Here is a 24,233-nt window from a genome sequence, read left to right as displayed (position 1 = left end):
AGTTCGTGATGGTGATGTTCTTGAAGTCGCCGTTCGATTCGGTGCCCAGCTTGATGCGGCCGTATCTCCCCGACCGGTACTCCGGCGCGCTGCGCTTGAAGGTGCCGTCGAGCAGGCTGCCCTCGTCGAAATTTCCCGATACCATGCAATCGGAAATCGTGATGTTTTCGCAGTGCTGGATGCGGCCCAGGCCGTAGCTGGCCTTGAGGCAAATCGCATCGTCCCAAGGCGTATTCAGGCTGCAATGCGTGACGCGCACATTGTTGCACGCGTCGATATCCATGCCGTCGCGGTTGGTGTCGATGGTCAAGTGGTCGATCAGCATATTGGAGCAGCCGGTCGCCAGGATGCCGAAATGGCCGCCATGCAAGATCGAAAAATCGCGCAGGGTCACGTTGCGGCACTCGCGCAGCGCGATCGCCTTGTCGCCTTCGCCGGGCTGGTCCGGCTTGTCGGTGTAGTTTCCGGTGTATTTGTCGTGGCCGCTAATCAAGCCTTTGCCATGGATTAAGCCGCCGCCCACGATGGCGACGTTGTCGAGGCCGATACCCCAGATCAGACTGTTTTGCCAGTGGCTGTGGCCGTAGTCCTGATAGTTGCCGCCGGCCTCGTTCGGCTCGGGCAGATCGTAGCGCGCCACGCTCGCATCAACCGCTTCGATCACCGCGCCCGCTTCCAGGTAGAGCGTGATGTTGCTCTTGAGCCTGATTGACGCCGACAGGTAGCGCCCCGGCGGAAAATAAACGGTGCCCCCGCCCGCGGCCGCCGCGGCAGCAATCGCAGCATTGACCGCTGGCGAGTCGAGCGTGCGGCCATCGCCCTTGGCGCCGAAGCGCTTGACGTCGAACAGTGAACTCGTTGGTATAGGCGGCGCTGCCCGCACGCACGCCAGCAGGCCGGCGACACCGACGGCAGCGGTGGTGACCTGCAGCAGCGAGCGGCGGGAAAGTTTCGATGTCATACCTTGTTTTTGATGAAAGAGGTTGATGTCGTGGACCGCGTTAATCACAGCTCGCGCGGTTCGTGTCGCCGGCCGGCATGCTGAAGACGATGCCGCTACCCCCCCGCGCTCAAGTAGGCGAAGTCTTCTTAGCGGGCCTCGTTGTCGAAGCTCCTGGCCTCAGCGGCGTGGTGCTTTTTTTGGTATTGCCAGATTCTCACACTGTAAACGTGGTCATACCAAAATAGGCGCCCGTAACGGCCGGCATGGAGGGACGCATTGCGCGCGCTGCACCTGTCCAACACCGTGACTACCAGTCTTCCCCTCGGGACGAGGGCCATATCGCCGCAGCACGAACCACAGCGGGGCAACGCCGAATCCTTCACGGAATGTCTGCGAATTCGCTCGCTGGGTAATAGTTCCGCCGCTGGCACAATCGTCGGACTTCATGTCTTCGCGTCGTTGAACGCCATTGCAGTGGAAACCACGCTCGTCGAGCCGCCTCAGTCCGCCCTGTCCGGGGTTGCGCGCATGCTCGTGCACGCGGGCAAGCTGCAGGCCAAGGCCGCCGAGGATTTGGTCAAGCTGGCGCGCGACAAGAAGATCAGCTTCGTCAATGCGGTGATCGCCAGCGGCCAGGTGTCGCCGGCTGATCTGGCACACACATTGTCTAGCGCGTTGGCGCTGCCGCTGCTGGATCTGTCGGCGATGGATCCGCAGCGCATGCCGCAGAACGTCATCGAGGGCAAGCTTGCCCAGCAATACCAAGTCGTCGCGCTGTCGCGGCGCGGCAATCGCCTCTTTGTCGGCGGCGCGGACCCGACCGATCTCGAGATCATCGAGCGCATCAAGTTCGCGACGCAGTTGCAGCCCGAATGGGTCATCGTCGAGCACGACAAGCTGGCCAAGATGCTGACCAGCGTCGGGGTCAGTGCGACGGAGACGTTGGAATCCATCTCAGGCGGTGACTTCGATTTCGACATCGCCGAGGAAGACGCGACGCCGCAGCAGGAGTCGGCTGAACTGGCCGACGTCGAGGACGCGCCGGTGGTGCGCTTCCTGCAGAAGATGCTGGTCGACGCCATCAACCTCCGCGCATCCGACTTGCACTTCGAGCCCTACGAGTACCACTACCGCGTGCGCTTCCGCGTTGACGGTGAGTTGCGCGAGATCACGCAGCCGCCGATCGCCATCAAGGACAAGCTCGCTTCGCGCATCAAGGTCATCTCCCGCCTGGATATCGCCGAAAAACGCGTGCCGCAGGACGGGCGCATGAAGCTGAAGTTCGGATCGAAGTCCATCGACTTCCGCATCAGCACGCTACCGACGCTGTTCGGCGAGAAGATCGTCATCCGGATCCTGGACTCGTCATCGGCCAAGCTGGGCATCGAAGCGCTCGGCTACGAGAAGATGGAGAAGGAGCGCCTGCTCGCCTGCATCTACCGACCCTACGGCATGGTGCTGGTGACCGGCCCGACGGGTTCGGGCAAAACGGTCTCGCTCTACACCTGCCTGAACATCCTGAACCAGCCCGGCGTCAACATCTCGACTGTCGAGGACCCGGCCGAAATCAATCTGCCGGGCATCAACCAGGTCAACGTCAACGACAGGGCGGGCCTGACCTTCTCGGCGGCGCTGAAGTCCTTCCTGCGCCAGGATCCGGACATCATCATGGTCGGCGAAATCCGCGACCTGGAAACCGCCGACATCGCGATCAAGGCGGCGCAGACGGGCCACATGGTCATGTCGACGCTGCATACCAACGACGCACCCAAGACGCTGACCCGACTGCTGAACATGGGGGTCGCGCCCTTCAACATCGCGTCAAGCGTGCTGCTGATCACGGCACAGCGTCTGGTGCGCCGGCTGTGCGAGAACTGCAAGCAGCCGGCCGAATATCCTCGCGACGCCATGCTCAAGGCAGGCTTCACCGAGGATGAATTCGACGGCAGTTGGAAGCCGTATCGCGCCGTCGGATGCAACAACTGCACAAACGGTTATCGTGGCCGGCTTGGGCTTTACCAAGTGATGCCTATCACCGAGCCAATCCAGCGCATCATCCTGGCCGAGGGAACGGCGATGGACATCGCCGAACAGGCCAAGAAGGAAGGTGTGCGTGACCTGCGTCAGTCGGGCCTGGTGAAGGTCCGCGGCGGCGTCACGACGCTTGAAGAAGTCCTGTCCGCCACCAACGAATAAGTCTCAAGGGGAGAGCGCATGGCCACTGCCACCGCTGCAGGAAAAGGCGTCAAGGACTTCGTCTTTGAGTGGGAAGGTAAGGATCGCAACGGCAAGATCGTCAAGGGCGAGTTGCGCGCCGGCGGCGAAGCCATGGTCAGCGCGACGCTGCGCCGCCAGGGCATCCTCGTTAACAAGGTCAAGAAGCGTCGCGTCAGCGGTGGTTCGTCCATCAAGCAGAAGGACATCGCCGTCTTCACGCGCCAGCTCGCAACCATGATGCGCGCTGGCGTGCCGCTGCTGCAGGCCTTCGACATCGTCGCCCGCGGCTCGACGAATCCGCGCATGACGCGGCTGCTGAACGACATCCGCCAGGACGTGGAGACCGGCACCAGCCTGTCGTCGGCCTTCCGCAAGCATCCGATGTATTTCGACGCGCTCTACTGCAACCTCGTCGAGGCGGGCGAGACGGGCGGCATCCTGGAGGCCTTGCTTGACCGGCTGGCGATCTATCAGGAAAAGACGGTCGCGCTCAAGAACAAGATCAAGTCGGCGTTGACATACCCGATCGCCGTGCTGACCGTCGCGTTCGTCGTCGTCGCGGTCATCATGATCTTCGTCATCCCGGCCTTCAAAGACGTGTTCACGTCCTTTGGCGCCGATCTCCCCGCACCGACGCTGATCGTCATCGCGATGTCGGAGTTCTTCGTCAGCTACTGGTGGGCCATCTTCGGCAGCATCGGCGGCGGCCTGTATTTCTTCATTCAGAGCTGGAAGCGCTCGGTGAAGGTGCAAAAGCGGATGGACCGCATCCTGCTGAAGATCCCCGTCTTCGGCGACCTGCTGTTCAAGTCCGCCGTCGCGCGCTGGACGCGCACGCTGTCGACGATGTTCGCCGCCGGCGTGCCGCTGGTTGAAGCCCTGGACTCCGTCGGCGGCGCCTCTGGCAATGCCGTATTCCAGGAAGCGACCGAGCAGATCCAGCGCGACGTGTCCACGGGCTCGGCGCTGACCACGTCGATGCAGACGACCGGCATCTTCCCGACCATGGTGCTGCAAATGGCCTCCATCGGTGAGGAGTCCGGCTCGCTGGACCACATGCTGGCCAAGGCCGCCGAGTTCTACGAGGACGAAGTGGACGAGGCGGTGAAGGCCCTATCCAGCCTGATGGAGCCCTTCATCATCGTCATCCTCGGCACCATCATCGGCGGCATCGTCGTGTCGATGTACCTGCCCATCTTCAAGATCGGCACGGTGGTCTGAGCGCAGCGCCCGTTCGCTGAACGCGGGTAGATTCCTGCCCGCCTCCCCATTCACCCGCTGCCCACCATGCTCCTCGCCTCCATCGACTGGTCCATCTGGCTCTCGCCCTGGGTGCTGGGCCTCTTCGGCCTGTGCATCGGCAGCTTTCTGAACGTCGTCATCCATCGGCTGCCGCTGATGCTGGAGCGCGACTGGCTGCACGAGTCGGCCGCGCAGCTGACCGAGGCGGCCGCGATGGCGCGCGTCGCCCGCATCCCGCAACCCGATGCCGACAAGCTGGCCAAGGCGGTCGACGACTTCGGCACCAGGATCGAGGCGCTGCCGCCTTTCAGCATCGCCGCGCCGCGCTCGCGCTGTCCGCATTGCGGCCATCAACTGCGCTGGCACGAAAACCTGCCCGTCATCGGCTGGCTGCGCCTGGGCGGCAAGTGTGCGGCCTGCAAGGCACCCATCTCCAAGCGCTACCCTCTCGTCGAAGTCGTCACGGGCCTGGCGTTTGCGGCCCTGTCCTGGCGCTTCGGGGCGCAGCCGACGACTCTGCTGTGGTGCGGCTTCGTCGCCGCGTTGATCGCGCTGGCGATGATCGACTGGGACACGACGCTACTGCCCGACGTCATCAACCAGCCGCTGCTGTGGGCCGGCCTGCTCGCGGCATTGCTGGGCTGGGTGCCCGTCTCGTTGGAGAGTTCCGTCATAGGCGCACTGGCAGGCTATATGTCGCTGTGGTCCATCGCCTGCCTCTACGAGAAGCTGCGTGGCCAGATCGGCATGGCGCCGGGCGATTTCAAGCTGCTGGCCGCCCTGGGCGCCTGGCTGGGTTGGCAGATGCTGCTGCCGGTCGTGCTGGGCGCGTCGGCGGTGGGCGCCGTCGTGGGCTTGCTGATGAAGCTGACGGGCAGCCTGCGCGAGGGCCGCTATGTGCCCTTCGGCCCGTTCCTGGCGGGCGGCGGCCTGGTGGTGCTTTTCGCGGGCCAGAAGACGGTGCTCGGTTGGCTCGGCTGGGCATGAACGGATGAGGGTGGGCCTGACCGGCGGCATCGGCTCGGGCAAAAGCACGGTTGCCGGTTTCCTGCGCGAGGCGGGTGCCGCCATCGTCGACACCGACGCCATCTCGCGCGGGCTGACGCTGCCAGGCGGCGCGGCCATGCCGGCCATCCAGCAAGCCTTCGGCGCCGACTACGTGGCCACCGACGGCGCGCTGGACCGCGAGCGCATGCGCGTCCTCGTCTTCTCGGACGCCGCAGCCAAGCGCCGGCTCGAGGCCATCCTGCATCCGCTGATCACGGCCGAAGCGCTGTCGCAGGCGGACGCTGTCACATCGGTGCTCGTCGTCTTCGACGTGCCGCTGCTGGTCGAATCTGGCCGCTGGCGCGCGCGCGTCTCGCGTGTCCTCGTCATCGACTGCTCGGCCGAGACGCAGATGAAGCGCGTGTTGCAGCGCCCGGGTTGGGCGCGCGAGCGCGTCGAAGGTGCGCTCGCCGCACAGGCCACTCGCCAGGCCCGCCGCGCAGCGGCCGATGCCGTGTTGCTCAACGACGGTTTGCCGCTGGTCACACTCAGAAACGAGGCCATGAACCTGGCCGCACGCTGGGGCTGTGGAACAATCGCGACGCCCTGACTGAAGCCCCCCGCCGTGGTCCTGTACGAGTACCCGTTCAACGAGAGCATCCGCACGATGCTCCGCCTGGAACACCTGTTCGACCGCCTCGGCGCCTTGATGGCGCGCGACCCCGCGCTGGACCATCATTTCGCGCTCGTCACACTGTTCGAGATCCTCGACGTCGCCTCACGCGCCGACCTGAAGAGCGACCTGCTCAAGGAACTCGAAAAGCACAAGGCCCTGTTCAATGGCTACCGCGGCAGCCCCGGTGTCGACGACGCGCGGCTGGACGAGGTCGTCGCGCGCATCGACGGCGCCTACCAGCGACTCAACGCGGTGAGCGGCAGGACCGGCGCAACGCTGAATAGCAACGACTGGCTGATGAGCATCCGCAGCCGCATCAGCATTCCCGGCGGCACCTGCGAGTTCGACCTGCCGGCCTACTACCACTGGCAGCAGTTGCTGCCGGTGCGCCGCCGCAAGGACCTGATGGGCTGGGCCCAGACGTTGATGCCGATGGCCGAAGGCCTGCAGGTGCTGCTGGGCCTGCTGCGTGATTCAGGCGCGCCGCACAAGGTGGCCGCCACGGCCGGCCAGTTCCAGCAGAGCCTGCCGCCCGGCCGCGTCTACCAGTTGCTGCGCATGCGCATCGACCCCAGCCTTGGGCTGATCCCCGAGATTTCCGGCCACCGGCTGATGATCTCCATTCGCCTGATGCGCCAGGACGAGGAAGGCCGGCTCAAGCTGGCCGCCGAAGACAGCGGCTTCGAGCTCGCACTCTGCCAATGAAGACGAACGCCCAAGGTGAGCGCATCGTGCGCTGCCCGCAGTGCGGCGGCGACAGCGTGTTCGCGCCCAGCAACAAGTGGCGGCCGTTCTGCAGCGAGCGCTGCCGGCAGATCGACCTCGGCGCCTGGGCCAGCGAATCCTTCCGCGTGCCGGCCACGCCGCCCCAGAACCCCGATGAATACGGGCCGGACGGCGAACCGCTGGTGCACTAAGCGCCCAGCAGGCGCCGCGACACCAGCTCGCGCCGCGCACTCGCGGCATCGGTGAACAGGAAGGACTGCCAGTCACGCGACAGCGCCGCGTCGACGTTGGCCGGATGGTCGTCGATGAAAAGCAGGTCCTGCGGCTGAGCGTTGAAGTGCCGCTCGGCCAGGCCGAAGATCTCGGCGCCCGGCTTGATCTGCTTGACCCGGCCCGAGAACAGGCCCGACTCGAACCACTCGGTCAGCGGATAGGTCTGGCTGAGATGGTCCGCGTAGGGCTCGGGCATGTTGGACAGGAAGTGCAGCGTATGCCCGGCAGCGCGCAAGTCGCGGATCAGCACGACGGTGCCCGGAATGGGCATCAGCTCATCGGGCACCGCACGCACGACGGCCTCGACCTCGCCGCGCGGCCAGCCGGTGCGGGCGGCGATGCGGCGCACGACCTCGTCAGCGCCGATCAGCCCCTGGTCGAATAAGCCCCAGTCGCCACCGTAATTCTGGAAGAACACGGAGGCCGCGTGGGCGCCCTGCTCCAGCGTCTCGATGCGCTGCGGCCAGATGCGAGCCAGGAAGCTGGCCGGGTGCCAGCGGAAGACAACGCCACCGAAGTCGAAGACGATCTTCATGCGGCTACCAAGCGGGTCAACAGGCCGGCGGTGGAGCCGTCCAGGCCGGCGGTGTCGCCGCTATCCAGGCGCGGCAGCAACTGGCTGCACAGCGCCTTGCCGAGTTCGACGCCCCACTGGTCGAAGCTGTTGATGCCCCACAGCGCACCGGCGACGAAGACTCGGTGCTCGTAGAGGGCGATCAGCGCGCCGAGCGAACGCGGCGTCAGCGCGTCCAGCACGAGGGTCGTGCTCGGGCGGTTACCTGGAAAACTGCGGTGGCGGGACAAAACGCCCCGGTCCAGCGTTGCAGAAGCAGTGGGCGCTGTTTCGGCCAGCGCCTCGGCGGCAGTCTTGCCCTGCATCAGCGCCTGGCTCTGAGCGAGGCAGTTGGCGAGCAGCTTGCGGTGCTGGTCGACCAGCTTCATCGCCAGCTCACCGGTTACGCCAAAGTTGGGGCGCTTCACGGCGATGAACTCGACCGGGATGACGTCCGTGCCCTGATGCAGCATCTGGAAGTAGGCGTGCTGGCCGTTGGTGCCGGCCTCGCCCCAGACGACGGGCGAGGTGCCGAACGGCAGCGCATTGCCGTCCAAGTCGACGCCCTTGCCGTTGCTCTCCATTTCCAGCTGCTGCAGATAGGCCGGCAGCCGGCGCAGGCCCTGGTGATAGGGCGCGACGCTGCGGCTCGTGAAGCCGTGGAAGTTGCGGTACCAGATGTCGACGAGGCCCAGCAGCACCGGCAGGTTCTGCGCCAGCGGCGCGGTCGCGAAATGCTCGTCCATCGCATGAGCGCCGGCCAGCAGTTCGCGGAAGCTGTTGGCGCCGACGGCGATGGCGATGGGCAGGCCGATGACCGACCACAGCGAGTAGCGGCCACCGACCCAGTCCCAGAAACCGAAGGCGGTGTCGATGCCGAAGGCGGCAGCGGCAGCGGTGTTGCTGCTGGTCGCGACGAAGTGGCGGGCGATGTCCGTGCCACCAGCGGCGAGGAACCAGGTCTTGGCTGCCTGCGCGTTCGCCAGCGTCTCCTGCGTCGTGAAGGTCTTGGAGGCGATGACGAACAGCGTTTGCTTCGCATCCAGCCCGGCCAGCACGGGTGCCAGGTCATGACCGTCGACGTTGGAGACGAAATGCAGCTTCAGGTCGCGGCGGCCAAAAGCCTGCAGCGCCTGCACGACCATGGCGGGCCCCAGGTCGCTGCCGCCGATGCCGATGTGCACGACGTCGGTGATCTCACCGCGCTCGCCGCGGCGCACGCTCTCGGCAAAGGCCAGCATCGCGTCGAGCGAGGCTTGCACCTCGGCGTTGAACGGCGCGTCGCTGCCGGCCGGTGCGCGTAGCGCCGTGTGCAGCACCGCGCGGCCCTCGGTGTGGTTGACCGGGTCGCCGCGCAGCAGCGCATCACGACGCGCTTCCAGGCCGCAGTCGCCTGCCAGCTTCAGCAGCAGGGCCAGCGTGGGCGCGTCAATGCGATTCTTGGACAGGTCGGCAAAGACCTCCGGCGCTCCAAACGACAGCGCTTGGAAACGACCCGCGTCGGCCGCGAAGGCCTCGCGGATGTCGAAGCCGCGACCACTCGCGGCGTAGTGGGCTTGGAGTTCAGCCCAGACGGTCGATTGGTCGCAGCGCGTCATGTCAGATCGCCTCTATGAGCTTGTCCAGCTTGCCCGCGTCGACGGCGAACTGGCGGATGCCTTCCGCCAATTTCTCGGTCGCCATGGCGTCCTCGTTCAACGCGAAGCGGAAGGCTGCTTCGTCCAGATGCAGGGCCGGCATTGCCGATACCTTGGCTGGGTCGAGCGCGCGCTCCAGCTTGGCGTCGGTGGCCTGCAGCTGCGCCAGCAAGTCAGGGCTGATGGTCAGCAAATCGCAGCCAGCCAGCGCCTGGATCTGGCCGATGTTGCGGAAGCTCGCCCCCATGACCTCGGTCTTGATGCCGTGCTGCTTGAAGTAGGCGTAGATCTGCGCCACGGACTTGACGCCCGGGTCGTTGGCGCCGGCTTGGCGCGCCTCGTCCCAGCTGCTGCCAGCCGACTTCTTGTACCAGTCGTAGATGCGGCCGACGAAGGGCGAGATCAACTGCACCTTGGCTTCACCGCAGGCCACCGCCTGGGCGAAGGCGAATAGCAGCGTCAGGTTGCAGCGGATGCCCTCGCGCTCCAACTCGGCGGCCGCCTGGATGCCTTCCCACGTCGACGCCAGCTTGATCAGCACGCGCTCGCGCGAGATGCCCGCAGCTTCGTACATGCCGATGATGCGGCGCGCACGTGACAGGCTGGTGGCCTTGTCGAAACTCAGGCGCGCGTCGACCTCGGTGGACACGCGGCCCGGCACGACCTTGAGGATCTCAAGGCCGAAACGCACGAGGACGTGATCGACGATCTCGTCCAGCGGTTTCTGTCGATGCGCCTCGACGGCTTCCTTCAGCAGCGGCGCGTAGTCGGGCGACTGCACGGCCTTCAGAATCAGCGACGGATTGGTCGTCGCATCGCGCGGCGCGAACTGCGCGAGCTGCAGGAAATTGCCGGTGTCGGCAACGACGGTGGTGAGGGATTTGAGCTGGTCTAGCTGGTTCATGGCGTGCCTGTATTCGGGTCGATCGGATTGACCCGGCGAAGAAACTGCTGCATAGTATTTCACGAAACTTAGTTACACAACGGTTGCCGTCGTCCTGGTTCCACATAGGAAGACGCCGACTTGGAGACTCCGCAGATGTCCTTCGATCTCGTGTTTTTTGGCGGTACCGGCGACCTGACGTGGCGCAAGCTGATGCCCGCGCTTTTCCAGGCCTTCCGGCACGGCAAGCTGCCCGAAGGCGGGCGAATTCTCGCCGTTGCGCGTGACGAACAGACGGACGAACGCTACCGCGAATGGCTGAAGGAACGCTTCCGCGAGGTGGACGGCGCCAAGCGCCCCACGGACGAGGAGTTCGAGAAGTTCGGTGCACTCATCCATTACCGCCGCATGGACCTGTCCCAGCCCGATCACTACCAAGGGCTAAAGGACTGGCTGGACGCGCGCAATGCCGACACCGTCGTGCTCTACCTCGCCACCAGCCCGCATCTGTTCACCGGCATTTGCCAGCAGCTCGGCGCCGTCGGCCTGAACCACGGCAAGGTGCGCATCGTGCTGGAGAAGCCGCTGGGCCACGACCTGGCCAGCGCGCAGGAGATCAACCGCGCCGTGCGCAGCGTCTTCGCCGAAAGCCAGGCCTTCCGCATCGACCACTACCTGGGCAAGCCCTCGGTGCAAAACCTGATGGCGCTGCGCTTCGGCAATGCGCTGTTCGAGCCGCTGTGGCGCCGGGAGAGCATCGCCAACATCCAGATCACGCTGGCCGAGCGCCTGGGCGTGGGCACGCGCGGCGCCTTCTACGACGGCACCGGCGCGCTGCGCGACATGATCCAGAACCATGCGCTGCAGTTGCTGACGATGATCGCGATGGAGCCGCCGAGCAGCAACGATGCCGACGCCATCCGCGACGAGAAGCTCAAGGTGCTGCGCTCGCTCAAGCCCTTCACGACCGAGAGCGTGGCACGCGACGTGGTGCGCGGCCAGTACCGCGCCGGCAGCATGGAGGGCAAGGCCGTGCCGGGCTATCTGGATGAGGTCAAGGTGCCGGCGGACAGCACCTGCGAAACCTTTGTCGCCCTGCGCACCGAGGTCAACAACTGGCGCTGGGCCGGCGTGCCCTTCTACCTGCGCACCGGCAAGCGCCTGGCCGAGCGCGACGCGCAGATCGTCGTCAACTTCCGCCAGGTGCCGCACAAGATCTTCCCCGGTGGCAGCCAGCCGAATCGCCTCGTCATCAAGCTGCAGCCCGAAGACGGGCTGGAGCTGCAACTGCTGGCGCAAAAGGGCGCCAGCCACGGCGAGCAACTGACGCCGGTGTCACTGGACCTGGACTTCGACAAGGCCTTTGCGACGCAGCGCGTCGGCGCCTACGAGCGCCTGCTACTGGACGCCATCGCCGGCCGATTGAACCTGTTTGTGCGCAGCGACGAGCAGGAGCAGGCCTGGCGCTGGGTCGAGCCCATCCTCGACGCCTGGGAAGCCGACACGAGCGGCCCGCGGCCGTATTCCTGCGGTTCCTGGGGCCCGGCGGCCGCCAGCGCGCTGGTGGCGCGTGATGGCTTCCATTGGGCGGAAGAGCAATGAAGGCCGCCGCGATGGGCCGCCCCGAGCCAGGCCGCGCCCTCTCGGAGGGCCGTGCAACGTACCCGTTGTACGGGGAGCGCACATGAGCATTCTTGAGAGAGTGAAGGCGGCCTTGCCCGCCCTTCCGCCGGCCGAGCAGCGTGTCGCCAAGCTGCTGTTGCTGGACGCACGCAGCTTCGCCAGCCTGCCGGTCAGCGAGCTGGCGGATCGGTCGCATGTGTCGAAGCCGACGGTGGTGCGCTTCTGCCGCAGCGTCGGCTACGACGGTCTGGCGGACTTCAAGCTGAAGCTGGCCGGCAGCGTCAACGAGGGCGTGCCCTTCGTGCATCGCGCCGTGGACGAGGACGACAAGCCGCAGGACATCATCGTCAAGGTGGTGGACAACGCCGTCGCGGCCTTGCTGCACTACCGCAACGACGCCGCCAGCCATGCCTTCGAGCGCGCCATCCAAGCGCTGGCCGATTCAGCCCGTCACAACAAGCGCATCGAGTTCTACGGCGTCGGCAACTCCGGCATCGTCGCCCAGGACGCCCAGCACAAGTTTTTCCGCCTTGGCGTGAACACGGCTGCCAACAGTGACGGCCATGTGCAGCTGATGAGCGCGACGATGCTGACCCCGGGCGACTGCGCCGTCATCATCAGCAACTCCGGTCGCAGCCGCGACCTGCTGGATGCCGCCGAGATCGCGCGCAAGAAGGGCGCAACCATCATCATCATCACGGCGAGCGCCTCGCCGCTGGCGCAGCTGGCCCTGGGCCCCAGCCAGATCCTGCTGGCGGTGGACCACCCCGAGGACTATGACCGCTACAGCCCGATGGTGTCGCGGCTGCTGCACCTCATTGCGGTGGACATCCTGACGACGGGCGTCGCGCTGAAGCTGGGCCAGCAACTGCGGCCCATGCTGCAGGAGATCAAGAAGAACCTGCGCGCGAAGCGCTACGCCGGCTAGCGCGAGCCAAGCCAGACCGGCGGCTGATCAGATGGCCGCTGGCGCCGGCCAGAGCAGCTCGGCCACGCCGTAGACGCGGGCCAGTTCGCGCAGCTTATCGGGCGCGCCTTCAAGCTTCAGCGTTGCGCCCTGCTCCGTGCATTGGCGCCCGGCGGACAACAGCAGGCTGAGGGCAGATGAATCGAAATCCGTCAACGCAGAGGCCGACAACCGAACCTCGCGGCCCGCTGCGGCAAGCACCTGCGCGGCCTCGGCGCGCAATGCGGGCGACATCTGCGCCCAGGCGGCGCGGGCGCCATCCAGGCGCAACCGCGAGGGCAGCTTCAGACCGCTCAAGATCAGCTCTTGGCGGCGGCCGGGGCGCCGGCCTTGGCGTTCTTGTCGGCCAGGCTCTTGATCAGGCCGTCGATGCCGTTGGCACCGATTTCCTGCGCAAAGCTGTTGCGGTACTGGTCGGCCAGCCAGATGCCGAGCACATTGACGTCGTAGATCTTCCAGCTGCCGCCGGACTTCTCCAGGCGGTAGTCGAGTTGGATGGCGTCGCCCTTGCCGCGGATCTCGGTCTTCACGACAACCTCGGTGTCAGTCGGCTGGGCGCGCAGCGGCTTCAAGCCGATGGTCTGGTCCTTCACCTGGGTCAGCGCGCCGGCATAGGTGCGCACGAGCAGCGTCTTGAACTCGGCCTGCAGCTTGGCCTGCTGGTCGGGCGTCGCCTGGCGCCAGAAGCGGCCGACAGCGGAGGCCGTCATGCGCTGGAAGTTGATGTGGGGCATCACCTTGGCGTCGACCAGGGCGATGATCTTGTTGATGTTGCCAGCCTGGATGTCCTTGTCGGCCTTGACGGCCTCGATGGTTTCCAGGGACAGCTGGCGGATCAGTTGGTCCGGCGCGCTGGCGTCGGCGGCATGCGCGGCGTGCACGAAACCGAGGCTCAGGGTGGCCACGGTGAGCAGGCGGCGCAGGGAAGTCAGCAGATTCATGGTGTCGCTTTCACTGAACAAGACTGTCGCCTAACGCGCCAGCCCGGGTTTTGGTTGGCCTGGTTTGACTAGCGCGAAGCGGCGGACGCTGGTTCAGCGGGCTTCTTCGCGGTGGGCTCCGAAGCCCCGTCTTGCGGCGCCGAGGCCGCACCGGCGGGAGCCGACGCGCCGTTGGCCGGCACCAGCACCTCGAATTCCTCGTCATCGTCGAAGCTGCCGCGGCGCTGCAGATAGGCATCACGGTAGAACGTGTACTTGTCCAGCGCGATGCCTTCCAGCATCTGGCCGGCACGCAGGAAGTTGGCGCGCGAATTGACCGCGCTCAGCACGGTGATGCCAACCTTCTTGCTGCCATCGTCGAAAACGACGCCCGGCGAAGCCTGCCAGTCCACCGGCAGCGCAAGGGAGTCGCGCACCGACGAGGGGCCAAACACCGGCCAGACGAGGTACGCACCCGTGCCCATGCCCCAGCGACCCAATGTCTTGCCGAAGTCCTGGCTGTTCTTTTCCAGGCCCGCCTCGGTGGCGACGTCGAGCACACCGGCCAGGCCGATCGTGGAGTTGACGGCAAAGCGCATGCCCTGCTCGACGCCGGCCTTGAAACGCCCCTGCAGCATCAGGTTGACCGCCGACCAAGCGTCGCCGATGTTGCCCATGAAGTTGTCGATGCCGGTGCGCACGGGCGCCGGCACCAGTTCGGAGTAGGCAGTCGCGACGGGCTTCAGGACGTTCTCGTCCAGCTTCTCGTTGAAGGCGAAGACCTTGCGGTTCCAGGATTCCCAGGGGTCGAGCCGTTGGCCTTTGGAACCCATCGCCTTGTCGACGGCATGCTCCAGTCGCGCGCCCACGCCCTTGACCGTCTGGCAACCCACCAGGCTCAACGCCAGGGCCAGCATCGCCAGCGCACGTATGACTTGCCTCACGGTTTGCCTCCCGAGGCCGGAGCCTGCGCATTTGCGCTGCCCATTTCCGACGCCTTGTTGTTGATGAACTGACCAATCAGGTTCTCCAGCACCACCGCGCTCTGGGTCTGCATGATCAGGTCGCCACTGGCGAGGTTCTTCTCGTCAGCGCCCGGCTCCAGGCCGATGTACTGCTCGCCGAGCAGGCCGGAGGTCAGGATCTTGGCCGAGCTGTCCTTGGGGAAGGCGGTGTTCTTGTTCAGGTTGATGATGACCTTGGCCTGGAAGGTCTTGTCATCGAAGCTGATGCCGTCCACGCGGCCGACCACGACGCCGGCGCTCTTGACCGCCGCGTTCGGCTTCAAGCCGCCGATGTTGTCGAAGCGCGCCGACACCTGGTAGGTGGCGTCGAAATTGAGGCTGAGCAGATTCCCGGCCTTCAAAGCCAGGAAGAGCAGCGCCGCGCCGCCGAGCAGCACGAAAAGACCCACCCAGGCGTCATGTCGAGAGGCTTGCATGTGTAGTGAATCCAATCAAATCGAAAACATCATCGCGGTCAGCATGAAGTCCAGCGCCAGCACGGCGAGGGACGACAGCACGACGGTGCGCGTGGTGGCTGCGGACACGCCTTCCGGCGTGGGCCGGCAGGTGTAGCCCTGCAGCAGCGCGACGAAGGTCACCGTCACGCCGAAAACCAGGCTCTTGACGACACCGTTGCCGATGTCCTTGAACACATCAACGCCGCCTTGCATCTGTGACCAGAAGGCGCCGGCGTCGATGCCGATCAGCGGCACCGCCACCAGCCAGCCGCCAATGATGCCGAGAGCAGAGAAGACTGCCGCAAGTAAGGGCATGGCAATAAAACCACCCCAGAAGCGCGGCGCGAGCACGCGCTGCACGGGGTCGACGGCCATCATCTCCATGGCCGTCAACTGCTCGCCGGCCTTCATCAGGCCGATCTCGGCCGTCAGGGACGTGCCCGCCCGGCCGGCAAACAGCAGCGCCGTGACGACGGGCCCCAACTCGCGCACGAGGCTCAGCGCAACGAGCAGGCCGACAGCCTCGGCCGAGCCGTAGCGCTGCAGCGTGTAGTAGCCCTGCAGCGCCAGCACGAAGCCGACGAAGAGGCCCGACACACCGATGATGGACAGCGACTTGTTGCCCAGGTGGAAGACCTGCTCGCGCACGAGGACGAACCGCGCCAAAGCCTTGGGCGAACGCCCCATCAGGCTGAAGAAGAGCCGGGCTGCCGCGCCGACGTCGGCCAGCTTCAGGCGCACGCCGGCACCGATGCGGGCAGCGAAGGCCATCATGACGTCATCCCGAAGTCTTCGGCCACCGGTACGGCGGGCTGGTGGAAGTGCACGGGCCCATCGGGCTCGGCGCCGACGAACTGCCGCACGAGGGGGTCGTCGCTGTGGCGCAATTCGTCTGGAGTGCCCTGAGCCACAACGCGGCCATTGGCCACCATGGCCACCTCGTCGGCGATCTGGAAGGTCTCGTGCAGGTCATGCGAAACGATGATGCTGGTCAGACCGAGCGCGTCGTTGAGGTCGCGGATGAGGCGCGCGGCGATGCCCAGCGAGATCGGGTCCAGGCCGGCGAAGGGCTCGTCATAAAGAACGAGATCGGGGTCCAGCGCGATGGCCCGGGCCAGCGCCACGCGACGCGCCATGCCGCCGGAAATCTCGCTGGGCATCTGGTCGCGCGCGCCGCGCAAGCCGACGGCGTTGAGCTTCATCAGCACCAGGTCGCGGATCATGGCTTCCGGCAGGTCGGTGTGCTCGCGCAGCGGGAAGGCGACGTTCTCGAAGACGCTGAGGTCGGTGAACAAGGCGCCGAACTGGAACAGCATGCCCATGCGCCGGCGCACGGCGTAGAGGCTGGCCAGGTCCAGCGGCGCCAGGTCCTGGCCGTCGAACAGCACCTGCCCCGCGATCGGGGACAACTGCCGGCCCAACAGGCGCAGCACGGTGGTCTTGCCGCCGCCCGAGGTGCCGATCAACGCCAATATCTTGCCGCGAGTGAGCTTGAGATTGACGCCGTCCAGGACCACGCGATCGCCATAGCCGACGCTGATGTTGCGCAGTTCGATCAAGGGAGCGGTGGTCAAAGGATTCACGCGGGCGGGCCGAAACCAGCGGACAGAAAGGGCGCCATGATAGGGGAAACACCGAGAGCCCCATGGCAGCCCCTGGATGAGCCCCGAAAGGTGCCAATAAGCCGTGCGGCCACCCGCCGATGGGGTTGTTACGTGTCCTTGCTTCCGTCAACCCCGTGGACGACTGCCGCAGGCGGCCAAACCGTGCGTCAGTTCACGGATCCTGAGCCTCCCGCGACCAGCGTTCGTCGCGTCGCGACGAGCGGTAGGCTGCAATGGGGACTCAACACCAAAATAGCTGCAACCGCCATGAACCCCGCCGCCATGTCCAGTAGCTCCCCCGCCAACGCCCGTGGCTTCACGTTGATCGAAGTCATGATCACCGTGGCCATCATCGCCATCCTGGCGGCAGTGGCCATTCCGCAGTACCGCGACTACATCTCCCGCAGCCGCCTCGCTGATGCAAGCACAGGGCTGGCCACGATGCGCGCGCAGATGGAGCGGTACTACCAGGACAACCGCACCTATGCGGACAGCGGCACCTTTGTCTCGCCTTGCAATAACAGCGTCGTCTCGGCACGCACCTTTGGCAACTTCGTCATCAGTTGCACGGGCACTCTCAGCGCCACCGAATTTCGGCTGCAGGCGCTAGGCGGCGGGACTTCGAGCGGATTCACCTACACGGTCAACCAGCAAGACGTGCGCGCCACGACTGCTCTACCGTCCGGCTGGGGCAGCACCTGTGCCAGCAAATGGATCATGAAGAAGGGGGATTCATGTTGAGCAGCGGTTCGGCGCGCGGCTTCAGCCTGGTGGAGCTGATGGTGGCCGTCAGCGTGCTGGCCATCCTGACGGCCATGGCGCTGCCCAACTTCACCACCTGGATCCGCAATTCGCGTGTGCGCACGGTGGCAGAGGCGTTGCAGGCAGGTGCTCGCCTTGCCCAGGCCGAGGCACAGCGGCGCACGCAGACGGTCGTCTTTTTCCGCACCGACAGCAAGGACTGCGATATCACTTCGACTGCCAATGCAGACGGCCCGTACTGGCAGATTCGGTCGGTCCCCAACCCTTTGATGACCAATGATGTAGCTGAAGCGGTCCAATGCGGCGTGTTGACGGACGTCTCCGCAGGCGTCAGCCTGACTTCGCAGGTCACGGTAGGCACATCGGCTCCAGTATCTTTGGCAGCTCTGTGCTTTGGTGGCGATGGAAGGCAGTCCTCCATGGCCGACCCCACCGGCATCGGCGCGAATTGCACGGCGGGTGCGGCGCGCTATTTGGTCGCGCCCGACACGACCCACGCAGAGAACCGGCGCCTGCGTGTGGATGTCAGCCTTTCCGGCGCGATCCGGCTGTGCGACCCAGACAAGGCCAGCACGGCTCCGGATGGGTGCCGATGATGCGCCGACTTCATCACACGGCACGCGGGTTCTCGATGATCGAGATGCTTGTTGGCCTTTTGATCATCACATTCGGGCTGCTCGGCCTGATCACGCTGCAGGGCCGTGCGTTGCAGGCGAGCGTGGGGACCGAGGATTCGCAGCGCGCGACGCTGCTCGCTTCTGAGATGGCCGCAACGATCTTGAACCAGAACAGCGTCAATGTTGATGCCGCAACCCTGGCGACCTGGGCAGCTCGGGCAGCCGACCCCGCGAGCGGTGGCATGCCGAACGGCGTCGGCACTGTCACGGCGAGTGGCAATACCGCGCGCATCACGGTCAGTTGGAGGCCGGTTCAATCGACCGGGGCAGCCAATGACACGAATCGCTATTCAACCGATGTGGTGATTCCCCAATGAGCCGCCGCGTTCGCCTCCACCATGGGTTCTCGCTGCCAGAGCTGATGGTGGCCATGGTGATCGGCCTTGTGCTGACACTCACCATCTCAACGATGGTGGCGCGCCAGGAATCGGTACGGCGCGGTGTGACCTCAGGCAACGACCTCACGAGCAACACGGCCTATGTGTCCTATCTGCTGGACCGCGAACTGCGCAGCGCAGGCGCGGGCTTCAGCCAAGCGGTGGCGAGCAACTACGGCTGCACCCTGCACGCATCCCGGAACGCGACCCAACTGCTGCCGGCAACCGCCGCATTTCCCGCGCCCTTCGCTTCGATTCCTCGCGACTACAGGCTTGCACCCGTGATGGTGTTCGCCGGCGCCGGCGCGGGCGGTTCAGATGTGATTGCCATCGCAGCCGGCCATTCCGGGCTCAGCGAGACGGCATTGCCGGTGTCGCCAGGCACGGCGGCAGCCGGGCAGGTGAAGCTGAGCAACACGCTCGGCATGCGCGGCGGCGACCTGGTGTTGGTGTCACAGGACGCCCTCCCACGCTGCATGCTGCAGCAGGTCAGCACCGGCTTCGTAGGCGGCAGCGCAGAGATCCTGACCTTCGGCGGCTCCATGGCGGCCGACGTCATTGCCGGCCTGGCCCTGGCCGATTTCGCCATCGGCAATACCAACGTATCGGTGCTGGGCAACGCCACCGGCAACCAGCCGCGCATGCAGTTGCTGGGCATCGGCGCCAACAACACTCTCTTCTCGTATGACCTGCTGCAACTGACCGCAGACGCCCAAGCGCTCGCTGAAGGCATCGTGGACATGCGCGTGCGCTACGGCATCGACAGTGCGCCCAGGGACGGGACGGTGGACAACTGGGTTGCGCCAACCAGTGCAGGCTTCACCGCCGCCGCCCTGCGCGATGGATCGGCCGCCGCGCAAAGCAACCTGCAGTCGATCCTGTCGATCCGCATCGCCCTGGTCCTGCGCAGCGACTTGGTGGACAAGGCCGACGTCACACCACCGACCCTGACGCTGTTCAGCACGCTGCCTGCAGCGCTTCAGCAGACCTACACCGTGCCAACCAGCACAAAGACCCAGCGCTACCGGACTGTGGAATTCACGGTGCCCCTGCGCAATGTGCGGTACGCCCGCTGAACGCGATGAATCGCCATCCTGCTCTTCTTGCGCACCGCCGCCTGCCGCAACGCGGCATGGTGTTGATCTTTGCGCTGATCACCCTGGTCATCCTGCTGATCGGTGCCGTCGCGATCTCCCGCTCGATCACGTCCAGCCAGCTCACCCTCGGCAATATCGGCTTCAAGCGAGACCTGACCAACCAGGGCGAGCGCGCATTGCAGATTGCCTTGGACGTGGTTCGCAACACCGGCGCCCTGGCCAGTGCAACGGCGCGCAACAGCAACCTCAAGTCGGCCAATTACAGCGCCTCGTTGCTGCCTACCAATCCGCAGGGGATACCGACGGTCCTGCTGTCGGATACCGAGTTCGAGACCATCGGCACCACCGGCAAAGACATCAAGGTCGACGACATGGGCGTCACGATCCGCTATGTGATCGACCGCTTGGCAACGACGGATGGTGCCTGCAGCTCGAGCACCTGCACCATGGCTGCGCAGAAAGTCTTCGGCACCGCATCGAGCGAGCTGGTCAAGGCTGCACCACCTGAGCAGCCGATCTTTCGCATCACGCTACGCGTGAGTGGCCCCCGCAAGACGCTGTCGTTCTTCCAGTCCACGTTCACCGCAGATTGAATCCGCCGGCTCCGGCGTAACGAGGTTTCCATGAATGCAGTCCGCTTTGTCAACGCGCGCGGCCTGGCCCTGACCGCCAGCCTCCTCGCCATTGCCGCAACGACCACGGCGCAGGTGCCGCTCGCCGATCAACCGGTGTTTTCTTCGGTCAGCGTGCCAGGGAATATGGCGCTGGCGCTGTCCGTTGAATTCCCGACCGCCATCAGCGTTGCGCATCCGACGCGCACCTATGCGTCAACCAACAACTATCTCGGCTACTTCGACCCCAACAAGTGTTACCAGTACCAATTTGTCGACAGCGTTACGCCAGCCAGCGACAACAACTATTTCTATCCCACTCGCGCAGCCGCTGACCGGGTCTGCTCTGGCGAATGGAGCGGCAACTTCCTCAACTGGGCATCGATGCAAACCATCGATCCATTTCGCTGGGCGTTGACAGGCGGGTATCGTTGGATCGACACCCCTGCATTGACAGTCCTCGAGAAAGCCTGGAGCAGTAACCAGGGTTCCGCTGCAAACAACTTTGCCAACAGCAGCACCACCAACAGCGCGGTGATTGCAGGGGCAACACCCTTCACTGGCGCGGCAACGCTCGGCACAGCGATCTGGAGTTACGGCAACAGGATGCGCTTCATGGCAGTGGCGAAAGGCTCGCCCAGCTATACCGGCACGCCAACGCATTTCAGTGGAACCGCCAACCTCGCCACACAATATGAGGTTTTCATCCGCGTCAAGGTATGCGACAACAGCGTCGGCCGGGAATCAAACTGCGTCGCTTACCCAGGCGGAAATTACAAGCCTGAAGGCCTGATGCAGCAGTACGCCAACAAGATCCGCTATAGCGCTTTTGGATATCTCGCAAGCGACGATTCGGGCGATGTAAACCTGAAACGAGACGGTGCCGTGTTGCGGGCTTCGCAGCGATTCATCGGCCCCACGCAGCCCGTGCCCGGCAGCCCTGACATTACCAATTCGCTTGCACCGGAATGGGACTCACAGACCGGGCAAATGACCAGAAATCCCAGCGGCACCGACGCCACAGCCAGCAGCACGACCACCGTGCCAATTCTGGACAGCGGCGTGATGAACTATCTCAACAAGTTCGGCGAGATTAACCGCACGGTCTATAAGCGGTATGACAACGTGAGCGAACTCTATTACGCGGCCTTGCGCTATTTTCGCAATCTCGGCAATGTGCCGGAGTGGTCATCTCTCGTCGGCGTGAACGATGCCAACCGCAAGACCATGCTGGACGGATTTCCGATCATTACCAATTGGGCGGATCCAATCCAGTACTCGTGCCAACGAAATTTCATCCTGGGAATTGGCGACGTCAACACCCATGCGGATCGCAACCTGCCTGGCGCTACAACGGGTAGCAAAGAACCTGCAATGCCTGCATCGGTCTTTAGCGATACCGTCAACTCAGTGGAGTGGACCAACAAGGTCGGCGCACTGCAGGGTAAAGGCAATCTGGGCACTTCGCTGATTACAAGCAATGATGCCGGCTATCTGATGGCAGGTCTCGCTTACTACGCCAACACTACCGACATCCGGGATGACCTGTCCGGCAAACAAACCATCAAGACCTACTGGCTCGACGTCCTCGAAGGTGGCTATAAGGCTGATCGGCAGTTCTATCTTGCCGCCAAATACGGTGGGTTCAACCCGCCCGACAGCTTCAGTGTTGACAGCGCGACAGCAGCGCAGTTCACAGAGACCGCCGCGACAAAGTCCTGGTGGGCGACGACGACGGACACCTTGACCGATAGCGTCGCCCGCATCACACAACCACGCCCGGACAACTACTACACCGCCGCCCGACCCGACCAGATGGTGCAGGGGCTCACCGCCGCCTTTTCAAGCATCTCGTCCCAACTCAGCGCCTATTCGACATCCTTCGTCACTTCAGTACCGCAGATTTCCTCACTGGGCACTGCGACTTACGCCACCAAGTTCGATGCCAAGACTTGGACCGGCGACGTCGTAGCCAGTTTGGCAACGGTCGATGTGGAGACCGGAAAACCCATCTTGCAAGGGCGCTGGAACTTTTCAGAGGTGCTGGCCACACAGGCTGCAGGCACTGGCTGGGACGGTCGGCGCAATGTCGTCACCTACAACACCAGCACCAAGGTCGGCGTACCGCTTCGAAGCGACAAAATCTCGGCTGCGCAATTGAGCAACTTGAACACCTCCTATGTTGCAGGCGACGACTCGCTCAACTATCTCAACTACTTGCGCGGCGACCGCACCCATGAGCGTTCGTCTACGGCAAGTGGCTCGACGCGAGCCTATCGAGACCGGGCAGGTTTGGTCGGTGACGTCGTGAATGCCAAAGCCCGCCCGGTAGGCGCGCCCGCAGCGCCTTATTCCGGCGGGACGAATCCGGGCTACGACAAGTTCAAATCCGACTACGCCAGTCGCACACCGATGGTCTACGCCGGCACCAACGCTGGCATCGTGCATGCGATCAATGGAAGCCTGACCGGCACAGATGCGGGCAAGGAAGTCTTCGCCTACATCCCCAGCGCCTCCTTCAATGGCCCGACGTCGACCCCCAGCACCAACGGGTTGGCCTACGTCGGCAATCCAGACTTCACGCACCATTTCCTGGTCGACGCCACGCCCTTATCGGTCGACGTCGACCTCGGGCACACATCGGGCGGCACCGGTACTGATTGGCGCACCTTGCTGCTGGGTGGTCTCGGCAAGGGCGGCAAGGCCATCTACGCACTCGACATCACCAAGCCTTCGAGCATCACGGATAAGGCCGAAGGCGTCGCGCGGGAAACCGAAGCCGCCACCAAGGTCATGTGGGAGTTCACCGATGGCGATGGCGACCTGGGCTACACGTTCGGACAACCCGTCGTGGTCAAAACTCGCAAGTACGGTTGGGTGATCGTCGCGGGCTCCGGATACAACAATCGCGACGGCAAGGGCTACTTCTTCTTCATCAACCCTCGCAACGGCGCGTTGCTCGAAAAAGTTGCAGCACCATGCGGCGCCTGTTCGGCCACCAATCAAGCCGGTTTGGCGCATGTGAATGCCTTCATCCTGGACGCGAGTGATGGCACCGCCGACGCCATCTATGGCGGCGACCTGATGGGCAACCTGTGGCGCCTGGATGTTTCCGGCACAGATGCCTATCCGGAACCGGTGAAGTTCGCGACTCTGACGGGCTCGGACAACAACGTTCTGCCCATCACCAGCAAGCCATTGCCCGTCGTGCAACCCGGCACCAATCGGCGCTATGTCACCGTCGGCACCGGACGTCTGCTGGACTCGAGCGATCTCAACAGCAGTCAGGCGCAGCGCTTCTTCGCCATTCTCGATGGCACGAATGCCGCGTTCAGCAACGATGGCACCGTGGGCGGCAAGCCATCGGATCTTCCAGTGGGCGTGACCTTTCCATTGACCGTCGCGAAGATGCGGCAGCTCACCGACCTGAGCACGAAGATCACGATCGACCTTCGGACTGAGGTGGGCTGGTATCTCGACCTCGGCGTGTCGGCCGGCGGGCCGGGCTGGCGGGTGTTGTCCGATCCGAGCTCGTACTACGGCATCGTCGCCTTTGCCGCGACTGCCCCAAGTTCCGGAGATGCCTGTTCTCCCAATGGCAACAGCCGCGTGTACGCTTTGGACCTGGGCTCGGGATATTGCGCGCTGAACGGCGGCGGATCGTCTTGCTATGCCAGCCCACCCGACGGCGTCATCGTCGACGTGCAGATCATTGCCGATCCGCCCAGCGGCGACCCCCAAAAGACCCGGGTCGTGTTCGGCGACGACAAAGGCAGAGTGGGAGCAAATGAACTGCGCCGCCCGCCGAATCTGGGTCTGCAACGCCTGAACTGGCGAGAGATTCTCATCAACAACTGATGCACCGCATGCCCGCTTCAAGGCCCAAGAGGCCGGAGCGGGCGTCCAAGCGCCAACGAAAAATGCCAGTCAGGATGAACTGACTGGCATTTCGCCCTTCGGGCGGTTTTCTCACCTCAGCGCAGGCCGCCAGGGAAC

The 24,233-nt window shown here is 64.6% G+C and carries 24 protein-coding genes; 14 read left to right on the top strand and 10 right to left on the bottom strand.

Annotation, left to right across the window (positions count from 1 at the left end; all coding sequences use genetic code 11):
• A partial coding sequence (locus ABIS05_RS02790; RefSeq protein ID WP_348063211.1) for a glycosyl hydrolase family 28-related protein occupies window positions 1-961 on the bottom strand: 961 nt, incomplete at its 3' end.
• Window positions 962-1,471: 510 nt separating this feature from the next.
• On the opposite strand from ABIS05_RS02790, the gene pilB reads away from it, so the two are divergent.
• From pilB to ABIS05_RS02760, 6 genes are all read left to right on the top strand, one after another.
• On the top strand, window positions 1,472-3,139 hold the full coding sequence (gene pilB, locus ABIS05_RS02785; protein ID WP_348014045.1) for a type IV-A pilus assembly ATPase PilB: 1,668 nt from the start codon (window positions 1,472-1,474) through the stop codon (window positions 3,137-3,139).
• 18 nt (window positions 3,140-3,157) lie between these two features.
• Window positions 3,158-4,381, top strand: coding sequence for a type II secretion system F family protein (locus ABIS05_RS02780; RefSeq protein ID WP_348014037.1), 1,224 nt, complete (start codon window positions 3,158-3,160; stop codon window positions 4,379-4,381).
• Window positions 4,382-4,447: 66 nt separating this feature from the next.
• Window positions 4,448-5,389, top strand: coding sequence for an A24 family peptidase (locus ABIS05_RS02775; protein WP_348014036.1), 942 nt, complete (start codon window positions 4,448-4,450; stop codon window positions 5,387-5,389).
• A 4-nt stretch (window positions 5,390-5,393) separates the two neighbouring features.
• Window positions 5,394-5,999 carry a dephospho-CoA kinase gene (gene coaE / locus ABIS05_RS02770; protein ID WP_348014035.1) on the top strand — a complete coding sequence of 202 codons (606 nt, stop codon included), beginning with the start codon at window positions 5,394-5,396 and terminating at the stop codon, window positions 5,997-5,999.
• Window positions 6,000-6,014: 15 nt separating this feature from the next.
• Complete coding sequence (gene zapD, locus ABIS05_RS02765) at window positions 6,015-6,770, top strand: cell division protein ZapD (RefSeq protein ID WP_348014034.1); 756 nt, start codon at window positions 6,015-6,017, stop codon at window positions 6,768-6,770.
• Window positions 6,767-6,982: a DNA gyrase inhibitor YacG gene (locus tag ABIS05_RS02760; RefSeq protein WP_348014033.1), complete on the top strand. Its 216-nt coding sequence runs from the start codon at window positions 6,767-6,769 to the stop codon at window positions 6,980-6,982. Before zapD ends, ABIS05_RS02760 begins: the two co-directional genes overlap by 4 nt.
• Here ABIS05_RS02760 and ABIS05_RS02755 read toward each other — a convergent pair.
• Genes ABIS05_RS02755 through tal form a run of 3 tightly spaced genes read right to left on the bottom strand, consistent with a single transcriptional unit; the run spans window position 6,979 to window position 10,158 of the window.
• Window positions 6,979-7,599 carry an HAD family phosphatase gene (locus ABIS05_RS02755; RefSeq protein WP_348014032.1) on the bottom strand — a complete coding sequence of 207 codons (621 nt, stop codon included), beginning with the start codon at window positions 7,597-7,599 and terminating at the stop codon, window positions 6,979-6,981. The two genes, ABIS05_RS02760 and ABIS05_RS02755, sit on opposite strands and share 4 nt — an antisense overlap.
• Window positions 7,596-9,215 carry a glucose-6-phosphate isomerase gene (gene pgi / locus ABIS05_RS02750; protein WP_348014031.1) on the bottom strand — a complete coding sequence of 540 codons (1,620 nt, stop codon included), beginning with the start codon at window positions 9,213-9,215 and terminating at the stop codon, window positions 7,596-7,598. The genes ABIS05_RS02755 and pgi overlap by 4 nt, the downstream gene beginning before the upstream one ends.
• Before the next feature lies 1 nt (window position 9,216).
• Entirely contained in the window at window positions 9,217-10,158 is a 942-nt protein-coding gene (gene tal, locus ABIS05_RS02745; RefSeq protein WP_348014030.1) for a transaldolase, read from the bottom strand.
• Between the two features lie 135 nt (window positions 10,159-10,293).
• On the opposite strand from tal, the gene zwf reads away from it, so the two are divergent.
• Both zwf and ABIS05_RS02735 read left to right on the top strand, forming a co-directional pair.
• Entirely contained in the window at window positions 10,294-11,739 is a 1,446-nt protein-coding gene (zwf, locus tag ABIS05_RS02740; RefSeq protein WP_348014029.1) for a glucose-6-phosphate dehydrogenase, read from the top strand.
• A gap of 88 nt (window positions 11,740-11,827) precedes the next feature.
• On the top strand, window positions 11,828-12,688 hold the full coding sequence (locus ABIS05_RS02735; protein WP_348014044.1) for a MurR/RpiR family transcriptional regulator: 861 nt from the start codon (window positions 11,828-11,830) through the stop codon (window positions 12,686-12,688).
• 27 nt (window positions 12,689-12,715) lie between these two features.
• On the opposite strand, the gene ABIS05_RS02730 is transcribed toward ABIS05_RS02735, so the two are convergent.
• The 6 genes from ABIS05_RS02730 to ABIS05_RS02705 form a co-directional block, all read right to left on the bottom strand.
• A complete protein-coding gene (locus ABIS05_RS02730; protein WP_348014028.1) occupies window positions 12,716-13,024 on the bottom strand; it encodes an STAS domain-containing protein in 309 nt (102 codons plus the stop codon).
• Window positions 13,025-13,026: 2 nt separating this feature from the next.
• Window positions 13,027-13,668, bottom strand: a complete 642-nt coding sequence (locus tag ABIS05_RS02725) for an ABC transporter substrate-binding protein (RefSeq protein ID WP_348014027.1) — start codon at window positions 13,666-13,668, stop codon at window positions 13,027-13,029.
• A 68-nt stretch (window positions 13,669-13,736) separates the two neighbouring features.
• The gene (locus ABIS05_RS02720; protein ID WP_348014026.1) at window positions 13,737-14,591 is read right to left on the bottom strand and encodes a VacJ family lipoprotein; all 855 of its coding nucleotides are present in this window, start codon (window positions 14,589-14,591) and stop codon (window positions 13,737-13,739) included.
• Window positions 14,588-15,088: an outer membrane lipid asymmetry maintenance protein MlaD gene (gene mlaD / locus ABIS05_RS02715; RefSeq protein ID WP_348014025.1), complete on the bottom strand. Its 501-nt coding sequence runs from the start codon at window positions 15,086-15,088 to the stop codon at window positions 14,588-14,590. The genes ABIS05_RS02720 and mlaD overlap by 4 nt, the downstream gene beginning before the upstream one ends.
• 15 nt (window positions 15,089-15,103) lie before the next feature.
• Window positions 15,104-15,883 (bottom strand): lipid asymmetry maintenance ABC transporter permease subunit MlaE, encoded by a 780-nt coding sequence (mlaE, locus tag ABIS05_RS02710; protein ID WP_407074905.1) that lies wholly within the window; start codon window positions 15,881-15,883, stop codon window positions 15,104-15,106.
• On the bottom strand, window positions 15,880-16,683 hold the full coding sequence (locus ABIS05_RS02705) for an ABC transporter ATP-binding protein (RefSeq protein WP_407075007.1): 804 nt from the start codon (window positions 16,681-16,683) through the stop codon (window positions 15,880-15,882). Before ABIS05_RS02705 ends, mlaE begins: the two co-directional genes overlap by 4 nt.
• Window positions 16,684-16,980: 297 nt before the next feature.
• On the opposite strand from ABIS05_RS02705, the gene ABIS05_RS02700 reads away from it, so the two are divergent.
• The 6 genes from ABIS05_RS02700 to ABIS05_RS02675 are packed head-to-tail and all read left to right on the top strand — an operon-like array spanning window position 16,981 to window position 24,095.
• Entirely contained in the window at window positions 16,981-17,454 is a 474-nt protein-coding gene (locus ABIS05_RS02700; protein WP_348014023.1) for a type IV pilin protein, read from the top strand.
• Entirely contained in the window at window positions 17,424-18,071 is a 648-nt protein-coding gene (locus ABIS05_RS02695; protein WP_348063210.1) for a GspH/FimT family pseudopilin, read from the top strand. Before ABIS05_RS02700 ends, ABIS05_RS02695 begins: the two co-directional genes overlap by 31 nt.
• Window positions 18,068-18,469 carry a prepilin-type N-terminal cleavage/methylation domain-containing protein gene (locus tag ABIS05_RS02690; protein ID WP_348014021.1) on the top strand — a complete coding sequence of 134 codons (402 nt, stop codon included), beginning with the start codon at window positions 18,068-18,070 and terminating at the stop codon, window positions 18,467-18,469. The genes ABIS05_RS02695 and ABIS05_RS02690 overlap by 4 nt, the downstream gene beginning before the upstream one ends.
• On the top strand, window positions 18,466-19,605 hold the full coding sequence (locus ABIS05_RS02685) for a PilW family protein (protein WP_348014020.1): 1,140 nt from the start codon (window positions 18,466-18,468) through the stop codon (window positions 19,603-19,605). Before ABIS05_RS02690 ends, ABIS05_RS02685 begins: the two co-directional genes overlap by 4 nt.
• Before the next feature lie 5 nt (window positions 19,606-19,610).
• The gene (locus ABIS05_RS02680) at window positions 19,611-20,219 is read left to right on the top strand and encodes a hypothetical protein (RefSeq protein ID WP_348014019.1); all 609 of its coding nucleotides are present in this window, start codon (window positions 19,611-19,613) and stop codon (window positions 20,217-20,219) included.
• A 30-nt stretch (window positions 20,220-20,249) separates the two neighbouring features.
• On the top strand, window positions 20,250-24,095 hold the full coding sequence (locus tag ABIS05_RS02675) for a PilC/PilY family type IV pilus protein (RefSeq protein ID WP_348014018.1): 3,846 nt from the start codon (window positions 20,250-20,252) through the stop codon (window positions 24,093-24,095).
• The last annotated feature ends 138 nt before the right edge of the window (window positions 24,096-24,233 follow it).

The organism is Roseateles sp., from assembly GCF_039929605.1.
GTDB lineage: Bacteria > Pseudomonadota > Gammaproteobacteria > Burkholderiales > Burkholderiaceae_C > Pelomonas.
Note: the sequence above shows the minus strand (reverse complement) of the source record. Positions and strands in the feature narration are given on the sequence as shown.

Excerpts from the sequence above, each read along its gene's own strand:
- pilB (WP_348014045.1), top strand. The coding sequence starts at position 1,472 with ATGCTCGTGCACGCGGGCAAGCTGCAGGCCAAGGCCGCCGAGGATTTG.
- ABIS05_RS02780 (WP_348014037.1), top strand. The coding sequence starts at position 3,158 with ATGGCCACTGCCACCGCTGCAGGAAAAGGCGTCAAGGACTTCGTCTTT.
- ABIS05_RS02775 (WP_348014036.1), top strand. The coding sequence starts at position 4,448 with ATGCTCCTCGCCTCCATCGACTGGTCCATCTGGCTCTCGCCCTGGGTG.
- coaE (WP_348014035.1), top strand. The coding sequence starts at position 5,394 with ATGAGGGTGGGCCTGACCGGCGGCATCGGCTCGGGCAAAAGCACGGTT.
- ABIS05_RS02760 (WP_348014033.1), top strand. The coding sequence starts at position 6,767 with ATGAAGACGAACGCCCAAGGTGAGCGCATCGTGCGCTGCCCGCAGTGC.
- ABIS05_RS02755 (WP_348014032.1), bottom strand. The coding sequence starts at position 7,599 with ATGAAGATCGTCTTCGACTTCGGTGGCGTTGTCTTCCGCTGGCACCCG.
- pgi (WP_348014031.1), bottom strand. The coding sequence starts at position 9,215 with ATGACGCGCTGCGACCAATCGACCGTCTGGGCTGAACTCCAAGCCCAC.
- tal (WP_348014030.1), bottom strand. The coding sequence starts at position 10,158 with ATGAACCAGCTAGACCAGCTCAAATCCCTCACCACCGTCGTTGCCGAC.
- zwf (WP_348014029.1), top strand. The coding sequence starts at position 10,294 with ATGTCCTTCGATCTCGTGTTTTTTGGCGGTACCGGCGACCTGACGTGG.
- ABIS05_RS02725 (WP_348014027.1), bottom strand. The coding sequence starts at position 13,668 with ATGAATCTGCTGACTTCCCTGCGCCGCCTGCTCACCGTGGCCACCCTG.
- mlaD (WP_348014025.1), bottom strand. The coding sequence starts at position 15,088 with ATGCAAGCCTCTCGACATGACGCCTGGGTGGGTCTTTTCGTGCTGCTC.
- mlaE (WP_407074905.1), bottom strand. The coding sequence starts at position 15,883 with ATGATGGCCTTCGCTGCCCGCATCGGTGCCGGCGTGCGCCTGAAGCTG.
- ABIS05_RS02700 (WP_348014023.1), top strand. The coding sequence starts at position 16,981 with ATGAACCCCGCCGCCATGTCCAGTAGCTCCCCCGCCAACGCCCGTGGC.
- ABIS05_RS02695 (WP_348063210.1), top strand. The coding sequence starts at position 17,424 with ATGGATCATGAAGAAGGGGGATTCATGTTGAGCAGCGGTTCGGCGCGC.
- ABIS05_RS02690 (WP_348014021.1), top strand. The coding sequence starts at position 18,068 with ATGATGCGCCGACTTCATCACACGGCACGCGGGTTCTCGATGATCGAG.
- ABIS05_RS02685 (WP_348014020.1), top strand. The coding sequence starts at position 18,466 with ATGAGCCGCCGCGTTCGCCTCCACCATGGGTTCTCGCTGCCAGAGCTG.
- ABIS05_RS02680 (WP_348014019.1), top strand. The coding sequence starts at position 19,611 with ATGAATCGCCATCCTGCTCTTCTTGCGCACCGCCGCCTGCCGCAACGC.
- ABIS05_RS02675 (WP_348014018.1), top strand. The coding sequence starts at position 20,250 with ATGAATGCAGTCCGCTTTGTCAACGCGCGCGGCCTGGCCCTGACCGCC.